The organism is Actinomadura darangshiensis, from assembly GCF_004349235.1.
Taxonomy (GTDB): Bacteria; Actinomycetota; Actinomycetes; order Streptosporangiales; family Streptosporangiaceae; genus Spirillospora; species Spirillospora darangshiensis.
This window is the reverse complement of the sequence record NZ_SMKY01000040.1, coordinates 1-17491: the sequence shown is the minus strand read 5'-3', so window position 1 is coordinate 17491 and position 17491 is coordinate 1. Positions and strand designations below refer to the sequence as shown.

The following is a 17491-nucleotide window of genomic DNA, read 5'->3' as shown; positions in this document are numbered from 1 at the left end:
GGGTAATCGCCGCCGTTCCCCATCGCGGGCAGAGTGGTGGGTGTCGGGCGAACAGCCCGGCCCCGTCACCAAAGGAGCTCCTGATGACCGCCTACGCCCTCGCCCACATGTTCCCTCAGTCGCCGCTGCACGAGGACGTCTTCGTCTACATCGAGCGCATCCAGGACACCATGGACCCGTTCGGCGGCCGGTTCCTCGTCCACAACACGCCCGCCGAGGTGCTCGAGGGCCCGCTGGACGGCGGCTACGTCCTGCTCCAGTTCCCCGACATCGACAAGGCCCGCGCCTGGTACGCGTCCGACGCCTACCAGGCGATCATGCGCATGCGCAGCGACCACATCCCGGGCACGCTGGTGCTGCTCCAGGGCGTCCCGGAGAACTACGACCCCGCGACCACGGCCAAGGCCATGCGCGCCGCCCACCAGGGGCAGGGCTAGGAGCAGCAGCCCCCGCCGCCGCAGCAGCCCCCGCCCGCGCTCGGTGGGGGCTGGGGCGCGCCGCCCCGGGAGGTGCCGGTGACGGCGACCGTGGACAGCAGCTTGACGGTGTCGTCGTGGCCGTCCGGGCAGGTCGCCGGGTCGGAAGCGTTGATCATCGGGCGGGAGACCTCGAAGGTCGACCCGCACGCGCGGCAGCGGTAGTCATAGCGAGGCACCACCCCAGGATACGGTCACGCGGCCGGTTCCGACACGTAGGCGGCCCACTGGGGGTCGCCGTCGTGGACGAGGCCGATGAGCCGCCAGTGCGCGCCGCGGGGGACGGCGGGCGTGATGCCGAGCGTCCAGCCGAGTTCGGACAGCAGCCGGTCGGCCTTGCTGTGGTTGCAGGTCATGCAGGACGCGACGCAGTTCTCCCAGACGTGCTTGCCGCCGCGGCTGCGCGGATGGACGTGGTCGATCGTCTCGGCGCGGCGGCCGCAGTAGACGCAGCGGAAGTTGTCGCGGCGCATCAGGGCGGCGCGGGTCAGGGGGACGCGGGTGCGAAACGGGATGCGCACGTAGCGGCGCAGCCGGATGACGGACGGCACCTCGATCGTCATCGTGGCGGAGTGGAGCAGGGCGCCCGAGGTGTCATGGTGGACGATCTCCGCCTTCTCGCGAAGCACGAGGCAGACCGCCCGCCGGAGCGGGAGCGTGGTGAGTGGTTCGTACGTCGCGTTGAGGAGGAGGACCTGTCGCATCAGACGCCCTCCGCCGGGCTCCGCTGTCCGTTCGCCTCGGTGGGCGCGGCTGGGCGCGCCTCCCACCGAGGCCCGATTATCGTCTCCGGTACCTGCGCACTCGCCATGAGGACCTCCCCAGGGGCGAACCGACGACATCAGTGTGGCGTCTGAGGGAGTCCGTCCGCTACCCCAATAATCCCCCGCCGGGCGCCCGCTCGAACGCGAATCGCCGTGGGACCACCTGCGACGGGCAGTACAGAACGGCCAATACAGTGCATCCATGACGCCGTATCCGCCCGCGCAGCGCCAGGACATCGTCGAGGACATCCACGGTCACCGGGTCGCGGACCCGTACCGCTGGCTGGAGGACGCCGCCACGCCCGAGACCGGAGAGTGGCTCGCCGCGCAGGACCGGCTGTTCCACGAGGCCGTGGACGCGCTGCCGGGCCGGGACGGCCTGCGCACCCGCCTCGGGGAGCTGCTCGGCGCCGGCAGCGTCGGATCCCCGGTGTGGCGGGGCGAGCGGCGGTTCTTCACGCGCCGCGCCGCCGACCAGGAGCACCCGGTCCTCTACACCGTCGACCCGGACGGCTCCGAGCGCGTCCTGGTCGACCCGATGGCCCTCGACCCGGGCGGGACGACGACGCTGGACGGCTGGCAGCCCGACAAGGAGGGCCGCCTCCTGGCGTACAAGGTGTCGACCGGCGGGGACGAGGAGTCGCTGCTGCACGTCCTGGACATCGCGACGGGCGAGCGGGTGGAGGGCCCGATCGACCGGGCCCGGTACTCGGCGGTGGCGTGGCTGCCGGGCGGCGAGGCGTACTTCTACGCGCGCCGGCTGCCCGCCCGGGACGTCCCGGCGGGCGAGGAGCAGTACCACCGGCGCGTCTACCTGCACCGGGTCGGTACCGAGCCCGACACCCACGACATGCTGATCTTCGGCGGCGGGCTGGACAAGACCAACTACTACGGCGTCGGGGTCAGTCGCGACGGGCGCTGGCTCACGGTCTCGGCGTCGCAGGGCACGGCTCCGCGCAACGACCTGTGGATCGCCGACCTCGCGGCCTCCTCGCCCGAGGCGCCCGAGCTGCGGCCGGTGCAGGAGGGCGTCGACGCCGACACCGGCATCCACGTCGGGCGGGACGGCCGCGCCTACATCTTCACCGACCGCGGCGCGCCCCGCTCGCGGCTGTGCGTCGCCGACCCGTCCGACCTGGCCTACGAGTCGTGGCGCGACCTCGTCCCGCAGGACCCCGAGGCCGTCCTGACCGACTTCGCGGTCCTCGACGACCTCGATCGCCCGATCCTGCTCGCGGGCTGGACGCGCCACGCGATCAGCGAGATCACCGTCCACGACCTGGTGAGCGGGGAGCGGATCGGGACCGTCCCGACGCCCGGGCTGGGCTCGATCGGCGGGATCATCGAGCGGCCCGAGGGCGGGCACGAGGCGTGGTTCGGCTACACCGACAACGTCACCCCGTCGGCGGTCATGCGCTACGACGCGCGCACCGGGGAGACGACGCTGTGGGCGTCCGCGCCGGGCACGGTCGAGGTCCCGGAGATCGAGACGCGCCAGGTCGCCTACACCTCGCGGGACGGGACGCAGGTGCGGATGCTGGTCGCGTCCCGCCCCGGCCTGTCCGGGCCGCGCCCGGCGATCCTCTACGGGTACGGCGGGTTCAACATCTCGCTCACGCCGTCCTACTCGGCGAGCATCCTCGCCTGGGTGGAGGCGGGCGGCGTCTACGCCGTCGCGAACCTGCGCGGCGGGGCCGAGGAGGGCGAGGAGTGGCACCGCGCCGGCATGCGGGAACGCAAGCAGAACGTGTTCGACGACTTCCACGCCGCCGCCGAGAAGCTGATCGCGGACGGCCTGACGACACCCGGCCGGCTCGCGATCTCCGGCGGCTCCAACGGCGGCCTGCTCGTCGGCGCCGCCCTCACCCAGCGTCCCGACCTGTACCGGGCGGTGGTCTGCTCGGCGCCCCTCCTGGACATGGCCCGCTACGAGCGGTTCGGCTTGGGCGAGACGTGGAACGACGAGTACGGGACGGCCGACGACCCCGAGGAGTTCGGCTGGCTCATCGGCTACTCGCCGTACCACCACGTCCACCCCGGGACCGCGTACCCGGCCGTCCTGTTCACCACGTTCGGCAGCGACACCCGCGTGGACCCGCTGCACGCCCGCAAGCTCTGCGCGGCACTCCAGCACGCGACCGCCTCCGACGCCCCGGTCCTCCTGCGCAACGAGGCGGAGGTGGGCCACGCCGCCCGCTCGGTGAGCCGCTCCGTCGACCTGATGGCCGACACCCTCACCTTCATGGCCGCCCGGACGGGCCTCGTCCTGCCCGACCCGAGCGACCAGGACGAATTGACCAGTGGTCTAATAGCAGGATGAGCGAGCCGACGGTGCGGACGACCACCACGGACCGGGTCCTGGACCTGCTACGCGAGCCGCCCGGGGCCCCGGACACCTCGGCCGGCTACCTCGACCTGCTCGAACCGCCCGCGCGGCGGTCGCCGTCCCTCGCCCAGTCGGTGATGGAGTCGACGTTCCTGCCGCGGATCTACGAGAAGGTCTGGCGTCCCGTCGGGTTCAACCTCGCGAAGGGCTGGCCCCTCGGCCCCGACACCGCTGAGGAGCACGCGACGGCCCGCGACTGGCTCGGCCTCGCGCACCCCGGCTACGCGGCCCGGCCGCCCGCGACCGTCCTGGACGTCGCCTGCGGCCCCGGCAACGTCACCCGCGCCCTCGCCGGCGGCACCGGCCCGGACGGCCTCGTCATCGGCCTCGACGCGTCCGAGACCATGCTGGCCCGCGCCGTCGCCGACACCGCCCCCGGCGTCGCCGCCTACGTCCGCGGTGACGCCGTCGACCTGCCGTTCCGCGACGGCGTGTTCGACGCCGTCTGCTGCTTCGGCGCCCTCTACCTCTTCGACGACCCCTGGACGGCCGTCGACGGCATGACCCGCGTCCTCAAACCCGGCGGCAGCCTCGTCATCCTCACCTCACGCCGCCCGCTGCCGTCCACCGGCCTGGCCGGCGCCCTCCTGCGCCGCACCACCGGCTTCACCGCCTTCGGCGACCGCGAGGTCACCCAAGCCCTCACCGCCCGCGGCTTCACCGCGATCCGCCAGCACCGCTACCCCCTCATGCAACTCGTCGGAGGCCGGTGTACCTAGCGGAGGGGTTTTTCCAGGTAGATGTTCACGATGCCGCCGATGGTCTCGCGGCGGGTCTCCGTCCAGCCGAACCTGCGGTAGAGGGACAGGGCGGGGGCCTGGAGTTCGGTCGTGTCGGCGCGGAGGATCCGGTAGCCGTGCTCGGCGGCGCGTTCCTCCAGGGCTTGGACGACCGCGGCGCCGTAGCCGCGGCGCTGGACGGACGGCAGGACGCGCAGGCGCACCATCTCAACGGCGTCCAGCGCCGGGGTGCCCTGGACGTAGCCGCCGTAGGCGCGGGCGTGGCCGCCTGGGATGAGGTCGGCGCGGCGCAGGCCGCCCATGGCGACGATCCGGCCGTTCAGTTCGCCGACCAGGAACTCGCCGTCGTTGCGGAGATAGATGTCCTCCATGCGGAAGAAGTCGTGGTCGTAGTAGACGCCGTCGCCCGGGCGCAGGCCCACCTGCGCCAGGCCCTCGCGGTGCAGGGCCAGGACGGTGCCGTGGTCGGTGGCCCGGTAGCGGCGCAAGTGGAGGTCTCCGAACCGCCATTCGGGGGGCTCACCGTGAAGCCGGACCAGGTGGCCCTGCCAGGAGGCGCTGTCAGGTGTGCCCACCGTCAGACCTGCTCGCCCGGTCGGACGGCCGGCCGCTCTTGGGTCGGGCTCTGCACCCAGGGGCCGGCGAGCGCCTCGTAGAAGTCCTTCAGCTCCGGGATCTCACCGCACTTGGCGTTGACCGCGGCGCCGATCTGGCGGGCGCGGTGCACCAGGATGTCGGAACGGTGGTCGGGCGGGAGGTCGAGGATGGCCTCCTGGCCGGCCGAGAGGGCGGCGTTGGGCTCGCCCGCGTGAAGGCTGCACATCGCGCGGTCGAGGCGCACCAAGGTCAGGTCGACGCGGTCGGTGGGCGAGTACAGGGTGAGGGCGTGGCTGAGCACCTCGTCGCCGTGCTTGTGGTCGCCGAGGTTGGTGAACGTGTCGCCCTCGTAGAAGGCCATCTGCCGGTCGGTGAAGCCGAAGACCAGGTCGGAGGTGTCGGTCTTGGACAACTGGTCGAACACCGAGCGGCCGCGCACGAGGGCGCGGCGTGCGCTCGGGGCCGCGTCGCCGCGGCCGCGCAGGGCGAGCATGCCGAGGGCGCGGGCCTCCACGGCGGGCGCCATGGCGGCGGCGACGCCGGGCGTCCGGCCGGCGAGGTCCTGGGCCTTGCGGGCCAGGTGCAGCGCCTCGCGGGGGTCGCCGTAGTACATCGGCACGAGGGACTCGCGGACGGTCACCCAGGCGCGCAGCTGCCGGTCTCCGGTCTCGTCGGCGGCGGTGCGCGCCGTCCGGAAGAACGAGCGGGCCAGCCGGTGGTCGCCCAGGTTGATCATGATCAGCCCGGACAGCCCGGACAGCTGCGCCGCGATCCGGCACAGTCGTTCCTGCAGCTCGACGGGCTGGCGCTTGTCGCACATGCGGCGCACCTCGCTGAAGTCGAGCAGCACGTCGCAGAGCATCCGGAGGGACGGGGTCGCCTGGTACTGCCGGCCGTAGCCGTAGGTCGTCTCCTCCCACTGGTCGAGCATGGTCGGCGAGACGGTCGCGCCGACGAGGGTGTCGTCCATCTTGCGGCGCAGGTTGTCGACGGCCCCAAGGAACTGACCGTCGAGCGCCACGCCCGCTCCGGCCAGCAACTGCAGAAGGGTCCTACGAAGCACGATGTCCTCCTCTCCCACATCAATGGTCAGGGGGCCGTCGGCGCGGTCGGGGCCCCGTAGATCGGTGACGGTTACCCAGGGGCGCTCTTCGCTCCTGGGGACGATCGCCCCGACGAGCGCGTCGGGGGCAGGTGCCGGACGCCGGTCGGGCGTGCGCGGCTGGGGGACGCTCGCGGCGCCCGTGCGTGCCGCGTGGCCGCGGCCGCAGATGCAGGGACTCTGGTAGTCGAGCGCGTCGGGTTCGACCCGGTAGACGGCGCAGAGGTAGTGCAGGTACTCGGGACCGGGTCTCTTGTACCCGCTCTCGTAAGCGGACAGCAGCGTCTCCCCCAGTCGGGGGGCCGGCTTGCCGTCGACCTCGTAGAGGGCCTTGACCTGCGCCACGATGTCGGACAGCGCCACGCCGTGGGCCAGGCGGTGCGCCTTGACCCGGCTGGTGCCGAACAGCGGCCCGCACTGCTCGTGGATCTCCTGCGCGATCTCGACCGGGGAGCGGCCTCGGGCTAAAGCGTGCGCGCGGATCCGGCGAGCCACCTCCGTCTCTTTCCGGGGGGGATCCGACATCCTCCGGCCTCCTCACCGTCGGGCCGGGGCGCCGTCCCCTCGGGGGGTGGACGATCGTCCCCTGCCACGGCGACCGGTCGTATCGATGGCCACAACAGATAATCTCTTGCGCACGCAGCGTAACCCTCGTCACACCCTCGGCCAAGCGATTCCACGGAAGAGGGACCGGCCGGAGGAGGACCCGTCCCCCGTGGGTAGAGATTTTTCCTCCGCAGGGAGGAAGACTTCCTCTGAGGTGGGGTAATCCGGTTCTTCGCCGGACGGGCGCCCCCTTGACCCACCACCGTGAGAGTTGCAATTCTCGCGGCGTGTGACCGAGCGAATCCAGAGTGTCGATCACCAAGGTCGGCCGTGCGCGGTTCCCGCGGGCGGTGTGCTCGCCTGATGGAGGGGGTGCGAAGGTGGTCAGCGACAGACGCGTCGGCTACCTCGAAGAGCTGGAGCACGAGCTGGACACGCGGGGGCTCGTCGCCCGCGTCGTCAGGACCCGCTCGGGGCCGGCGTTCCTGCGGGTCGTCAACCCGGAGGCCGCGAGCCTCGCGGAGGACGTCACCTGCGCGCCGGCTCCCGAGACCCGGGACCACTACTTCTGGTGGTCGTGGGGAGAGCGCATGCACCGCGTCGACGACGTGGGCGGCGCCGCCCTGAAGCTCGCGCACGTGCTCCAGCCGCTCTGCCACGGGGTGAGCGGACGCACCTAGCTCCCCCGGCGGGACCGAGCTCCCCGACCGGCCCGAGCTCCCAGCAGACCCGGGCCCTCAGCAGACCCGAGCTCCCAGCAGACTCGGGCGCCCGCGACAGCGGGCGCCCGGCAAGACCGGGCGTGTCCCGCGGGGCCGCGGCAGGAACGGCGCGGCAGCCGCGGACCTCGCGGGACACGTCCGCCCGGCCGGGCCCTCCCCGGCCAGACCCGGCATTTCGCCCTGCGTTTCGTACGAACCGATCGGTACCGTCCCTTACGATCGGGCTCGTACCCGCCGCAGGTCCACGGCGAGGTGTCACCGGCCGGGGAGGGTCCGCACACCATGTCGTCCGCCGCGTCTCTGAGCGCGCTGCTCGCCGCCGCACGGGTCGCCGAGCCGTTGCTGCCCTGGGCCGACAAGGCCGGGACTCCCGAGGCGGCCTGCAAGAGCCAGGACCCCAGCATCGCGTGCCGGCTCGTCTGGAACGTCTCGGAGAACACCGGCTTCACCCAGTTCTACGCCACCTGGCTCGACAAGCCGCTCATCACCCTGCTCTGGATCATCGTCACCTTCGTGGTCGCGCTGATCGTGAAGAACGTCGCGCACCGCATGATCACCAAGGTGACGCTGCGGATGGCCGAGGGCACGATGTCGGACCGGGTCAAGGAGCGGTCCCGGACGGTCTTCGAGGGCAGTCCCGCCCTGCTCAACAAGCGGCGGGCGCAGCGCGCCCAGACGCTCGGCTCGGTGCTGCGCTCCATCGCGTCCATCCTCATCATGGGGACGGCCGCGTTCAGCATCCTCGGCTCGCTCGGCCTCAACCTCGCCCCCATCCTGGCCAGCGCCAGCGTCATCGGCGTCGCGGTCGGCTTCGGCGCGCAGAACATCGTCAAGGACTTCCTCGCCGGGCTGTTCATGCTGCTGGAGGACCAGTACGGCGTCGGCGACTTCATCGACGTGGGCACCGCGAAGGGCACGGTCGAGGCCGTCACGCTGCGGGTCACCCGGATGCGCGATATGGACGGCATCGTCTGGTACGTCCCGAACGGCGAGATCAAGAAGGTCGGGAACGAGTCGCAGAACTGGGGCCGCGCCGTCCTGGACATCCCGGTCGACATCCAGGAGGACACCGAGAAGGTCAAGGAGCTCCTCCAGCGCACCGCCGACGAGATGGCCGCGGACGCGCCGTGGAGCGACATCGTCCTGGAGGAGCCGTCGGTGTGGGGCGTGCAGGCGCTCGCCGGCGACGCGATCGTGATCCGCGTCGTGCTGAAGACGGCACCGGGCAAGCAGGGCGACGTGGCCCGTGAGCTGCGCGAACGCGTCAAACGGGCGTTCGACGAGGCGGGCGTCACGGTGGCGACCGTCGCGCCCTGATGGATCAAGGTGAGGAACGGGACGCGCCTCACATAGGGTGGGGGCGCTATGGCTGAACAGGTGACCTTCTATGAAGCGGTCGGCGGCGAGGAGACCTTCCACCGGCTGGTGCACCGCTTCTACCAGGGTGTCGCAGGCGACCCCGACCTCCGCGCCCTCTACCCCGAGGAAGACCTCGGGCCCGCCGAGGAGAGGCTGCGCCTCTTCCTGATCCAGTACTGGGGCGGCCCGAGCACCTACAGTCAGCGGCGCGGCCATCCGCGGCTGCGGATGCGGCACGTGCCGTTCGTCATCGGCGCGGCCGAGCGGGACGCCTGGCTGCGCCACATGCGGGACGCCGTCGACGAGCTGGAGCTGCCCGAGCCGCTGGAGAAGCAGCTCTGGGGCTACTTCACGATGGCGGCGCAGAGCATGGTGAACGCCCCGACATAAGCGGGTAGATCGCCGGGTATGACGCGAATCCCGTGGTGGCGCGACGCCGTCGTGTACGAGGTCTACGTCCGCAGCTTCGCCGACTCCGACGGGAACGGCGAGGGCGACCTCCAGGGGATCCGGTCCCGGCTCCCGCATCTGCGCGACCTCGGCGTCGACGCCCTGTGGCTCACGCCGTTCTACACGTCCCCGCTGGCCGACGGCGGCTACGACGTCGCCGACTACCGCGACGTCGACCCCAGGTTCGGGACGCTGGACGACTTCGACGCCCTCGTGGCGGACGTCCACCGCCACGGGCTGCGGCTGATCGTCGACATCGTCCCGAACCACTCGTCCGACCGGCACCGCTGGTTCCGGGAGGCGCTGGCCGCGCCGCCCGGGTCGCCCGCACGCTCCCGCTACATCTTCCGTTCCGGGAGGCCGGGGGAGCGTCCCGGCGAGGAGGACCCGCCGACCGACTGGCCGTCGGCGTTCGGCGGCCCGGCCTGGACGCGCCTCGACGACGGCGAGTGGTACCTGCACCTGTACGCGCGCGAGCAGCCCGACTTCAACTGGCGCAATTCCGAGGTGCGCCACGAGTTCGAGGACATCCTGCGGTTCTGGCTCGACCGCGGTGTCGACGGCTTCCGCATCGACGTCGCCGCCGGCCTGTTCAAGGACGAGTCGTTCCGCGACCTCGGCGGCCGGGACCGCCGCATACTGAACGGGCCCATCTACGGCCGTCCGGAAGTGCACGACGTGTACCGCAGATGGCGGCAGATCCTCGACGAGTACGACGGCGACCGCATGGCCATAGGCGAGGTGTGGGCGGACGGGCCCGAAGACCTCGCGCTCTACCTGCGTCCAGACGAACTGCACCAGGTCTTCCAGTTCGACCTGCAACTGGCTCCATGGTCGGCCACGGCCTTCCGTGACGTGATCGTCGCCGCGTTAAAGGCCGTGGCGCCTACCGGGGCCGCGCCGACGTGGGTGCTGTCCAGCCATGACTCGGTCCGCCACATCACCCGGTACGAGCAGCCTGGGAACGTCTCGGGCGTCGGGCATGCCCGGGCCAAGGCGGCGCTGCTGCTGCTTCTGGCGCTTCCAGGCTCGGCCTACCTGTACCAGGGCGAGGAGCTGGGCCTGCCGCAGGTGACCGACCTGCCCGACGACGCCCGCCAGGACCCCATCTGGTTCCGCACGAACGGTCAACTCGTGGGACGCGACGGCTGCCGCGTGCCTCTCCCCTGGTCGGGCCGGGCCGAGCCCTTCGGCTTCTCCCCCGACGGCACCCGCCCGTGGCTGCCGATGCCGGAACGGTGGGCATCGCTGACCGCCGAGGCGCAGGCGTCCGACCCGTCCTCCATGCTGACGTGGTACCGCGAAGCGCTCGCCCTGCGCCGCCGGCTCCTGGACGACCTGCCGGACGACCTGGAGTGGATCGACTCCCCCGACACGGCACTGTTCTTCCGCCGCGGCCCGCTCACGTGCGCCCTCAACTGCGGAGACAACCCGGTACGCCTCCCGTCTGGCACCCCGCTACTGACCAGCACCCCCCTCTACGGCGACCTGCTCCCCGGCAACACCGTCACCTGGCTGACCACTCCCTGAGACAGCGGCGCGGTGCGCCGGCCGTGCAAGGGGTCAATGCACGGGCCGGCACACCGCGGGCCTTCGCTGGAGGTCGGCTACAGCGGCGGGCGCTGGAGCTGGAGCGGGTCGTCTGCGGCAGGGGCGGACTTCAGCGTCGGCGCGTCGGAGTCGACGCCCGCCCAGCGCTTGAGGTCCGCGGTCGCCTTGGACTGCTCGTCGGCGGGCAGCTTGGCGATGAGGCGGGCGCTGTGGTTCATGCCGGGGGCGACGTAGACGGCCGAGTCGCGGCTGCCGTGGCCGAGGCGGAACGGCTCGGAGCCCCACGGGTCGTTCGCGCCGTACAGGAACAGCATGTGGTTCGCGCTGTGGCGCACCCAGCCGTCGATGTCGCGCATGGCGCGGCCGTGGTCGAACCGCATCGCGATGTCACGCGGGACGTAGGTGCGCGGCTGGTAGCTGTCCTCGTACCGCAGCAGCGGGCGCAGGTTCTTGAACTTCGGCGTGGGCCAGCCGAGCTGCGTGCCCGCCTGGTAGTAGTACGGGATGTACGGGGCGAGGCCCTGGTCGCTGTAGAACGACAGCCCGGAGACGGTGTCGAGCGCCTTGTAGATGTCGTCGTCAGAGGCGTCCACCGCGGGCAGGGTCGCGCAGTCCGACTGCAGGCTGTACTGCCAGAACCCCCACTCGAAGTCCATCACCGAGTTCTCGAACGCGCGGTCCTGCGTGCGCAGGATGTCGAACGTCCAGCCGTTCTCGTCGGCGGCGGCCTTGAAGCGCTTGAGCATCGCGGGGCGGCGCTTGAGGAACTCGCGCGCGAGCGCCTTGACGTGGGCGCGGCACTCGGGGTCGGTGCCGACCGTCTGGAAGAACTTGTCGTAGGCGCGGTCGTCGTTGTTGTTGACGTCGTTCGGCGCCACGTAGACGACGCTGCCGTCGACATCGCGGGGGTAGAAGCGCTTGTGGTAGACGGCCGTCATGCCGCCCTTGCTGGCGCCCGTCGAGATCCACTTGTCCTTGTAGATGCTCTTGAGGGCGCCGATCAGGCGGTGCTCGTCGGTGGCGGCCTGCCAGATGGTGTCCTTGCGCCAGTCCGTGGGCTCGGGACGGGACGGGGTGAAGTACCGGTACTCGACCGAGATCTGGTTGCCGTCGACCAGCGCCGTCGGCTCGGCCGTGAACATCGTCTCCGGCGTGTCGTAGCCGCTGGTGTAGAGCACCATGGGCTTGTCGGCCGCCTTGTGCTGCAGCATGATGCGCTGCTCGAACCATTGCCCGTGCGGATTGCGGTGATCGACCGGCTGCCGGTACTCCAGCCAGAACCAGCGGTAACCGGGAATCGTCGAGGTCTTCTCCGTGACCTGCATTCCGGGGATGGCCTTGAGCTGGGCGAGAATGTCGCCCGCCTGGGCGGTGCCGGCCTTCTCGGTGCCGGCCTTCGCGGTGCCCGCCTGCGTCGTGACCGCCGCCTGCGCCGCGCTGGCGCCCGCCCCGGTCATGCCCGCGGCGAGCAGCAGTGCCATCGCTCCTCGTGAGACGCGCCGCATTGTGCCCCTTTCACGTGGGTTCTCCACATTCGCGTCGCGACACTAGAGGGAGAAGTGGGCCGAAAACGGATCGCTGTTGTGCTTGTTACCTATCCGTGACGGCCCGGTTGTCACGCCTCGGGCGGCACGTAGCGGCCGATGAACTCCCGCTCAGCCGGCGTGAACCGCCGCAACCGGTTCGCCTCCACGTCGAACGCGACGAGCGTCGAGGTCGCCTCGGCGTACACGTGCTCGTCGTCGCGCACCTCGTAGGCCAGCTTGAACGACGCCGCGCGGGCCTCGGTCACCCACGTCTCCACCCGGATCGGGTAGACGGTCGGCAGCAGCGGCAGCCGGTAGTCGATCTCGTGCCGCGAGATCACCATGCCGCGGACCGGCTGCTCACCCTTGCGCACCGGGTCGCCGTGGAACATCTCCAGCCGCGCGTCCTCCAGGTAGCCGAGGAACTTGACGTTGTTCACATGGCCCTGGGAGTCGATGTCGCCGAACCGGACGCTGAACTCGTAGACGTGCCGGTACTCGGCCTCGGGCATCTGCTGCATGTCCTCGCCTGGGGGTACGGGGGAACCGCGATCGGCCCGATGCTACCGGCGCGGGTTCAGTCCCTCACCAGGCAGGGGCGCTTCCGGTCGAACCTCCAGCCCGGGACCAGGTACTCCATCGCGGCGGCGTCGTCCCGGTCGCCCAAGCCGTGCCGGACGTAGAGGCGGTGCGCCTCCTCGATCCGCTCCTCGTCGATGTCGACGCCGAGGCCGGGCCGGTCGGGCAGCTCGATCTCGCCGCCCGCGATCCGCAGCGGATCCCTGGTCAAGCGCTGGCCGTCCTGCCAGATCCAGTGCGTGTCGATCGCGGTGATCTCGCCGGGCGCCGCGGCGGCCACCTGGGTGAACATCGCGAGCGACACGTCGAAGTGGTTGTTGGAGTGCGAACCCCAGGTCAGCCCCCACGCCTCGCACAGCTGCGCCACCCGGACCGAGCCGCGCATCGTCCAGAAGTGCGGGTCGGCGAGCGGGATGTCCACGGCGTCGAGCCGGATCGCGTGGCCGAGCTGCCGCCAGTCGATCGCGATCATGTTGGTGGCGGTGCGCAGGCCGGTGGCGCGGCGGAACTCCGCCATCGTCTCCCGGCCCGAAAAGCCCAGCTCGGCGCCGCACGGGTCCTCCGCGTAGGCGAGGACGTCCTTGAGCGAGCCGCCGATCCGGATCGCCTCGTCCAGCGACCAGGCGCCGTTCGGGTCCAGGTTGATCCGGGCGTCGGGGAAGCGCTCCGCGAGCGCCCGCACCGCCACGGCCTCCTCCTCGCCCCTCAGCACGCCGCCCTTGAGCTTGAAGTCGGCGAACCCGTAGCGCTCCTGGGCGGCCTCCGCCTGCCGGACGATCGCATCCGGGGTCAGGGCCTCCTCGCGCCGCAGCCGTTCCCAGTCGTCCCCGTCCTCCGGCGGCTCCGCGTAGGGCAGGTCCGTCTTGTTCCGGTCGCCGATGTAGAAGAGGTAGCCGAGTATCGGGACCGTCCGGCGCTGGACGCCGTCGCCGAGCAGCGCCGCCACCGGCACGTCGAGGAACCGCCCCATCAGGTCGAGCAGCGCCGACTCGATCGCGGTCAGCGCGTGGACGGTGATCCGGGTGTCGTGCGTGAGGGGGCCGCGACCGCCCGCGTCCAGATGGCCGAACGTGGCTCTGACCGTGTTGAGGATCTCGTCGCTGCGGCCGATCGGGCGGCCGATGATCAGCTCGCGGGCGTCCTCCAGCGTCCGGCGGATGCCCTCCCCGCCCGGCACCTCACCGACCCCCGTACTGCCGGACGAGTCGGTGAGCAGCAGAAGGTTCCGGGTGAAGAACGGGCCGTGCGCGCCGCCCAGGTTGAGCAGCATGCTGTCGCGGCCGGCGACGGGCACCACCCGCATCCCGGTGACGACCGGCGTGCTCATCGCGGCACCCCCTGGTAGGCGATCGGCCGCTGGAACCGCTCGATGGCGAGGCTCCCGACCGACGTCGTCCGGGCGTCGGACGTCGCCGGGTACGGGCCGCCGTGCACCATCGCGTGCCCGACCCGCACCCCGGTGGGCCACCCGCCCCACAGGATCCGCCCGGCCAGCCGTTCGAGGACGGGCAGCAGCCGCGCCGCCGGCTCGCCCCCGCCGTGGATCGTCGCGGTCAGCTGCCCCTCCAGCCCGCGGGCCAGGGCGATCATCTGGTCGAGGCCGTCGCATCGGACGACCAGGGAGCAGGCACCGAAGATCTCCGTTTCCAGCTCGGGGCCGAAGTCGCCGGCGTCCACGGCCGCGAGGGCCGCCCGGCAGCCCGCCACCGCGTCGGGTTCCCGGCCGCGGGCGAGGATCTCCACACCCGGATGCCGTTCGAGGCGTTCTACGCCTTCGGCGTAGGCGCGGGCGATGCCCGGCGTGAGCATCGGCGCCCCCGGGTCGGCCTCGACCGCCTTCGCCGCCGTGCCGAGGAAGGCGTCGAGGTCGGTGCCCTTGACCGCGAAGACCAGGCCCGGGTTGGTGCAGAACTGCCCGGCGCCGAGCGTCAGCGAGCCGGCGTACTCCCCCGCCAGTTCCGCGCCGCGCTCCGCCAGGGCGTCTTCGAGGAGGAAGACCGGGTTGACGCTGCTCATCTCGGCATAGACCGGAATCGGGCGGGGACGTCCCGCCGCCGCCTTCGCGATCGCGAGGCCCGCCGTCCGCGACCCGGTGAAGCCGACCGCCTGCACGCGCGGGTCGGTGACGAGCGCGATGCCGAGCGTGGGGCCGTCCCCGTACAGCATGGAGAACACCCCCTCCGGCAGCCCCGCCTCCCGGACGGCCTCCGAGACGGCACGTCCGACCAGCTCGCACGTCCCCGGGTGGGCGTCGTGCGCCTTCACGATCACCGGGCAGCCCGCCGCGAGCGCCGCGGCGGTGTCGCCGCCGGCCACCGAGAACGCCAGCGGGAAGTTGCTGGCGCCGAACACCACGACCGGCCCGAGCGGCACCCGCCCCTGCCGGATCTCAGGCCCGCCATCACCCGCCGGATCCACGCTCAGCACCGCTCCCCCGGCACCCGCCTGGGCGGAGCGGAGGTCGCCGGCGAAGAGGCGGAGCTGGCCGGTGGTGCGGGCGACCTCGCCGGTCAGCCTGGCCTCGGGAAGCCCGCTCTCGGACGTCGCGCGCCGGACGAGCACGTCGGCGAGACCGTCGAGCTTGCCGGCGATCGCGTCGAGGAAGGCGGCGCGCTCCTGCGGACTCGTCGCCCGGTAGGCGTCGAACGCCTCCTCCGCGAGCGCACAGGCCCGGCCGACCTCGGCGTCGCCGCCGTAGCGGTACTCGGGGCCGAGGCGCTCACCCGTACGGGGATCGATCGCGGTGATCGCGTGCCCCGTCCCGGAGACGCGCTCGAAACCGATCACCATCTGCCCGGTGAGCTGCGTCAATGTCCCGTCCTCCTCGATCCGGCAGAGTGCCTGAACCGGACGATAGGAGACGCGAACGATACCTGTCCAACACGAAAAACGCATCGTTCGATGCCCGCGTTGTATCGCCGCAGCCGCGGGCAGAGCGGAACGGCCGCGCGGTGACCGCGCGGCCCCTCCGGTACGCCCGATCAGTCGCGCTTGAGCTTGCGGTGCGTCACCCGGTGCGGGCGGGCGGCGTCGGCGCCCAGCCGCTCGATCTTGTTCTTCTCGTAGTCGGCGAAGTTGCCCTCGAACCAGAACCAGTTCGAGCCCTCTTCCCACGCGAGGATGTGCGTGGCGATGCGGTCCAGGAACCACCGGTCGTGCGAGGTGATCACGGCGCAGCCGGGGAACTCCAGCAGGGCGTTCTCCAGGCTGGACAGGGTCTCGGTGTCCAGGTCGTTGGTCGGCTCGTCCAGCAGCAGGACGTTCCCGCCCAGCTTGAGGGTCAGCGCCAGGTTGAGGCGGTTGCGCTCACCGCCCGACAGCACGCCGGACGGCTTCTGCTGGTCGGGGCCCTTGAACCCGAACGCCGCCACGTAGGCGCGGGACGGCATCTCGACCTGGCCGACGTTGATGTGGTCCAGGCCGTCCGAGACGACCTGCCACACCGTCTTCTTCGGGTCGATGCCGCCGCGGCCCTGGTCGACGTAGGACACCTTGACGGTCTCACCGAGCCGCAGGTCGCCGGCGTCCGGCTGCTCCTCCCCCACGATCATGCGGAAGAGGGTGGTCTTGCCGACGCCGTTCGGGCCGATGACGCCGACGATGCCGTTCGGGGGCAGGTTGAACGACAGGTCGTCCATCAGGACCCGGTCCTCGAAGCCCTTGGTCAGCTTGTCGGCGACGATCACCGTGTTGCCGAGGCGCGGGCCCGGCGGGATCTGGATCTCCTCGAAGTCCAGCTTGCGGTACTTCGAGGCCTCGGCGGCCATCTCCTCGTACCGCTCCAGCCGCGCCTTGCTCTTGGTCTGCCGCGCCTTCGGGTTGGACCGGACCCACTCCAGCTCGTCCTCCAGGCGCTTCTTGCGCTTGGCGTCCTTGTTGCCCTCGACCTTGAGCCGGTCGGCCTTCTTCTCCAGGTAGACGGAGTAGTTGCCCTCGTAGGGGTAGCAGCGCCCCCGGTCCAGCTCCAGGATCCAGGTGGCGACGTTGTCGAGGAAGTACCGGTCGTGGGTGACGGCCAAGACGGTGCCCTCGTACTTGGCGAGGAACTGCTCCAGCCACTGGACGCTCTCCGCGTCCAGGTGGTTGGTGGGCTCGTCCAGCAGCAGCAGGTCGGGCGCTTCGAGCAGGAGCTTGCACAGCGCGACGCGCCGGCGCTCACCACCCGACAGCTTCGAGACCTCGGCGTCCGGCGGCGGGCAGCGCAGCGCGTCCATCGCCTGTTCGAGCTGGCTGTCGAGGTCCCACGCGTTGCGGTGGTCGAGCTGCTCCTGGAGCTTGCCCATCTCCTCCATCAGCGCGTCGGAGTAGTCGGTCGCCATCTTCTCGGCGATCTCGTTGAAGCGGTCGACCATGGCCTTGGTCTCGGCGACGCCCTCCTGGACGTTCCCGAGGACGTCCTTCTCCTCGTTCAGCGGCGGCTCCTGCTGCAGCATGCCGACGGTGAACCCCGGCATGAGGCGGGCGTCGCCGTTGGAGGGGTGCTCCAGACCGGCCATCATGCGCAGCAGCGTCGACTTACCGGTGCCGTTCGGCCCGAGGACGCCGATCTTCGCGCCCGGCAGGAAGGACAGGGTGACGTCGTCCAGGACGACCTTGTCGCCATGTGCCTTGCGCACACGCTGCATCGTGTAGATGTACTCGGCCATTCCTCAAGCCTAGAGGCTCCCACGAGTCGATTGCCCGCCCCCAACCC

Annotated in this window: 15 protein-coding genes and 1 pseudogene; 7 read left to right on the top strand and 9 right to left on the bottom strand. The window is 71.3% G+C overall.

The genetic code is table 11. The features are described from left to right. The first annotated feature begins 83 nt into the window (after positions 1–83). Positions 84–437: a DUF1330 domain-containing protein gene (locus E1293_RS11960; RefSeq protein WP_132196969.1), complete on the top strand. Its 354-nt coding sequence runs from the start codon at positions 84–86 to the stop codon at positions 435–437. Here the strand turns inward: E1293_RS11960 and E1293_RS11955 are convergent. After that, positions 434–655: an FmdB family zinc ribbon protein gene (locus E1293_RS11955; protein WP_132196967.1), complete on the bottom strand. Its 222-nt coding sequence runs from the start codon at positions 653–655 to the stop codon at positions 434–436. The genes E1293_RS11960 and E1293_RS11955 overlap by 4 nt on opposite strands. 15 nt (positions 656–670) lie before the next feature. Further along, positions 671–1180: an HNH endonuclease gene (locus E1293_RS11950; protein WP_132196965.1), complete on the bottom strand. Its 510-nt coding sequence runs from the start codon at positions 1178–1180 to the stop codon at positions 671–673. Between the two features lie 262 nt (positions 1181–1442). Here E1293_RS11950 and E1293_RS11945 point away from each other — a divergent pair, with 262 nt between their 5' ends. Continuing rightward, positions 1443–3560 carry a prolyl oligopeptidase family serine peptidase gene (locus E1293_RS11945; RefSeq protein ID WP_132196963.1) on the top strand — a complete coding sequence of 706 codons (2118 nt, stop codon included), beginning with the start codon at positions 1443–1445 and terminating at the stop codon, positions 3558–3560. Continuing rightward, positions 3557–4345, top strand: a complete 789-nt coding sequence (locus E1293_RS11940; protein WP_132196961.1) for a class I SAM-dependent methyltransferase — start codon at positions 3557–3559, stop codon at positions 4343–4345. The genes E1293_RS11945 and E1293_RS11940 overlap by 4 nt, the downstream gene beginning before the upstream one ends. Here E1293_RS11940 and E1293_RS11935 read toward each other — a convergent pair. After that, on the bottom strand, positions 4342–4941 hold the full coding sequence (locus E1293_RS11935; RefSeq protein ID WP_243716180.1) for a GNAT family N-acetyltransferase: 600 nt from the start codon (positions 4939–4941) through the stop codon (positions 4342–4344). The two genes, E1293_RS11940 and E1293_RS11935, sit on opposite strands and share 4 nt — an antisense overlap. Positions 4942–4943: 2 nt before the next feature. Continuing rightward, positions 4944–6560 (bottom strand): NsdA family TPR-like regulatory protein, encoded by a 1617-nt coding sequence (locus E1293_RS11930; protein WP_243716179.1) that lies wholly within the window; start codon positions 6558–6560, stop codon positions 4944–4946. 431 nt (positions 6561–6991) lie between these two features. Between E1293_RS11930 and E1293_RS11925 the strand changes: the two genes are divergently transcribed. The 4 genes and pseudogenes from E1293_RS11925 to E1293_RS11910 all read left to right on the top strand — a co-directional run bounded on the left by E1293_RS11925 (position 6992) and on the right by E1293_RS11910 (position 10672). After that, a complete protein-coding gene (locus E1293_RS11925) occupies positions 6992–7291 on the top strand; it encodes a hypothetical protein (protein ID WP_132196957.1) in 300 nt (99 codons plus the stop codon). 324 nt (positions 7292–7615) lie between these two features. Beyond that, complete coding sequence (locus tag E1293_RS11920) at positions 7616–8650, top strand: mechanosensitive ion channel family protein (RefSeq protein WP_132196955.1); 1035 nt, start codon at positions 7616–7618, stop codon at positions 8648–8650. Between the two features lie 60 nt (positions 8651–8710). After that, positions 8711–9076, top strand: a pseudogene (locus E1293_RS11915) (globin); the annotation flags it as partial. A gap of 24 nt (positions 9077–9100) precedes the next feature. Then, positions 9101–10672 carry a glycoside hydrolase family 13 protein gene (locus tag E1293_RS11910; RefSeq protein ID WP_132196951.1) on the top strand — a complete coding sequence of 524 codons (1572 nt, stop codon included), beginning with the start codon at positions 9101–9103 and terminating at the stop codon, positions 10670–10672. Positions 10673–10749: 77 nt separating this feature from the next. Here the strand turns inward: E1293_RS11910 and E1293_RS11905 are convergent, their stop codons facing one another. The 5 genes from E1293_RS11905 to ettA form a co-directional block, all read right to left on the bottom strand. Beyond that, a complete protein-coding gene (locus E1293_RS11905) occupies positions 10750–12174 on the bottom strand; it encodes a S28 family serine protease (protein WP_243716178.1) in 1425 nt (474 codons plus the stop codon). A 134-nt stretch (positions 12175–12308) separates the two neighbouring features. Continuing rightward, on the bottom strand, positions 12309–12740 hold the full coding sequence (locus tag E1293_RS11900; protein ID WP_132196947.1) for an acyl-CoA thioesterase: 432 nt from the start codon (positions 12738–12740) through the stop codon (positions 12309–12311). Between the two features lie 56 nt (positions 12741–12796). Then, entirely contained in the window at positions 12797–14125 is a 1329-nt protein-coding gene (locus E1293_RS11895) for an enolase C-terminal domain-like protein (RefSeq protein WP_132196945.1), read from the bottom strand. Next, positions 14122–15609, bottom strand: a complete 1488-nt coding sequence (locus E1293_RS11890) for an aldehyde dehydrogenase (NADP(+)) (RefSeq protein ID WP_243716177.1) — start codon at positions 15607–15609, stop codon at positions 14122–14124. Before E1293_RS11890 ends, E1293_RS11895 begins: the two co-directional genes overlap by 4 nt. 170 nt (positions 15610–15779) lie before the next feature. Next, on the bottom strand, positions 15780–17444 hold the full coding sequence (gene ettA / locus E1293_RS11885; RefSeq protein ID WP_132196943.1) for an energy-dependent translational throttle protein EttA: 1665 nt from the start codon (positions 17442–17444) through the stop codon (positions 15780–15782). Positions 17445–17491 lie beyond the last annotated feature (47 nt).